At 61.2% G+C, this 2,582-nt stretch carries 3 protein-coding genes; all 3 read left to right on the plus strand.

The window, feature by feature from the left end; all coding sequences use genetic code 11:
* Positions 1-1,130 (plus strand): OmcA/MtrC family decaheme c-type cytochrome (locus B3520_RS00300; protein WP_286875025.1); only part of this gene is annotated, 1,130 nt, incomplete at its 5' end.
* A gap of 25 nt (positions 1,131-1,155) precedes the next feature.
* On the plus strand, positions 1,156-2,049 hold the full coding sequence (locus B3520_RS00305) for a DmsE family decaheme c-type cytochrome (RefSeq protein ID WP_286806958.1): 894 nt from the start codon (positions 1,156-1,158) through the stop codon (positions 2,047-2,049).
* Between the two features lie 13 nt (positions 2,050-2,062).
* Positions 2,063-2,582 (plus strand): MtrB/PioB family outer membrane beta-barrel protein (locus B3520_RS00310; protein ID WP_286875028.1); only part of this gene is annotated, 520 nt, incomplete at its 3' end.

Genomic DNA, 2,582 nt, shown 5'->3' on the forward strand with positions numbered 1-2,582 from the left:
CGAACAACAGTGAGTGCACCATCTGCCATAAGCCGGGCGGGTTTGCGGGGGATGTGCTGGCGAGCCATGCCATACCGGGGCAGGTAGCGGCGCAGCAGTTTCACTTTAACCTGCTGGAGGTGATTGCCACCGGCCAGAATGAAACCCCGACCGTGACCTTCTCGGTTACCGACCCCACCAACGATGACGCGCCCTACGATATTCTGGAAGATCCTCTGTTTGGCCCGGGTGCGAGTCTGTCGATCCGTATCGGCTGGGATACCCGGGATTATGTGCATGGACCGGCGGCAGGATTGTCGGTGGCCAATGTGAATCAGAATGCGACGGACAATAACGATGGTACTTTTACCATTTCGGCAACCGGCGCCTTGCCCGGAGATGCCACCGGTTCCGGTGTGGTGGGTATGGAAGGTCGGGCCGTTGATCCGGACGAGGGCTTCCAGATTCCGATTACCGGGGCGGTGAAGTACTTTGCCATTACCGACTCCGAACCGGTTCCGCGCCGTCAGGTGGTGGAAACGCAAAAGTGCCAGACGTGCCACAGTCGTAATGATGCGTTGGCCTTTCATGGCGGCCAGCGAACCGATGAAGTGCAGCTCTGTGCAATTTGCCACAACCCCAATACCACAGACCTGGCCCGACGCGCGGGGGATACCGTGGTTGAAGGTATTTCCATGCTGGATGGCTTACCCGAACAGTCGGTGCACTTCAAGTATATGATTCATGCCATTCACGGTTCTGAAGTTCGGGATGAGCCCTATGTGGCGTATGGCTTTGGCAATACGGGCTACGACTTCAGCGAGGTGCGCTACCCACGCAGCGCGGGTGATTGCCTGGCCTGCCACACGGACGATGGTTATCAGTTACCACTGCCGGCCACTGTGCTGGGCACCACTGTGCTGACCGAGGGGAATCCCGCCGACCCATCCGTGCACCTGAAAGTATCGGAGGCGAGCGCCGCCTGTGGCTCCTGCCACACGAATGACCTGGCGCAGACCCATATGATTCTCAACGGGGGTGTGTTCGATCAGACTCAGGAGGTGCTGGATGCCGCAGTGACCGAGACCTGTTCGGTGTGCCACGGCCCCGGCCAAATTGCCGATGTAGAACGTGTCCATGGTTTACGCTAAAGCAACGACTGCTCTGGTTGTCTTGGTGGCCCTGCTGACAGGCGGGGCCCTGGCCCAGACTGATGTTCATGAAGCGCTGCCGGCGTTTTCCGATCAGGGGGCGGATACCTGCCTGCGTTGTCATAGTGGCGACACTGTCGAGGGTATCTTCAGTACGCCCCATGCGGTGGCCAGCGATCCGGGAACGCCGTTTGCGCAACAGCAGTGCGAGAGCTGTCACGGCCCGGGAGGCGACCATGCGGGCAGGCTGCGTCCAGGGCAGGAGCGGCCCGCTCCTTTGGCGTTTGCTCATCAGGGACGCGCCAGCCGCGAACAGGAGGTGGCCATTTGCCTGAGCTGTCATCAGTCACAGGAGCGCAACCATTGGCAGGGCAGTGTGCACGAGCGTCAGGGGCTCACCTGCACGAGCTGTCACTCGGTACACTCACCGCACGACCCGGTCATGAACCGGCAGGAGCAGGCGGGTGTGTGTTTTGACTGTCACACCCGGGAGCGGGCGCAGAGCCTCCAGGCCTCGACCCACCCGATGCGTCAGGGGCAGATGGCCTGCACTGAATGTCATCAGCCGCACGGTACGCTGAACGACGCCATGCTGGTGCGTGGGACACTGAATGAAACCTGTTTAGAGTGTCATGCGGAAAAACGCGGGCCTTTTCTTTGGGAGCATGCGCCAGCGGCCGAAGATTGTGCCTCCTGCCATGTCCCTCACGGCTCCAATCACGACTCGCTGTTGCGCCGCCGGGCACCTTTGTTGTGTCAGGAGTGTCACTCGCGGGCCGGCCACCCCAGTATTGCCCAAACGGGGGAACGCTTGCCGGACGGTCGTCCGTCCGCCGCTTTGCTGGGCGGTAGCTGCACCAATTGCCATTCGCAGGTGCATGGCTCCAATCATCCCTCGGGCCGTAACCTGAGTCGTTAGCGGGAGGTTACTGATGGAAACCGTCTGTCTTCGCCACCGCCCCGCGCATGTCTGGATGACGGGCTGCCTTATGGTGGCTGTGGGTCTCGGCAGTCAGAACAGTCTTGCTCAAGGCTATTGGCCGTCTGCGGACACCGCCGAGTGGGCCTGTAGCCTGTGCCCGGAGCAGAGCCAGCGGGAGGGGCGTGTCACCGCCGGGGTGGGGCATGTGTCCGAGAGTTCCGCCAAGTTTGGTGATTACACCGGACTGGATGAAAGCGGCCCTTATTGGTTGGGTGAGCTGGAAGTCAGGACGCGCAATGAGCAGGGCACCTATGCCGAGGCACAGGCCAAAAACCTGGGGCTCGACTCACGTCAAGTGCGGCTTCTGTACGGTGAGCAGGGACGCTATGACATCGGGTTTGAATACCAGCAGATTCCCCACTTTGTGGCGGAGCAGGCGCAGACCCCTTTTCTCGGTGTCGGCACCCAGGTGTTGACCCTGCCCGCCAACTGGGAGCGAGCGTCCACAACGCAGGGGATGAGCCAGCTCG

The sequence above is a fragment of the Marinimicrobium sp. UBA4509 genome (assembly GCF_002388575.1).
GTDB classification, from domain to species: domain Bacteria; phylum Pseudomonadota; class Gammaproteobacteria; order Pseudomonadales; family Cellvibrionaceae; genus Marinimicrobium; species Marinimicrobium koreense.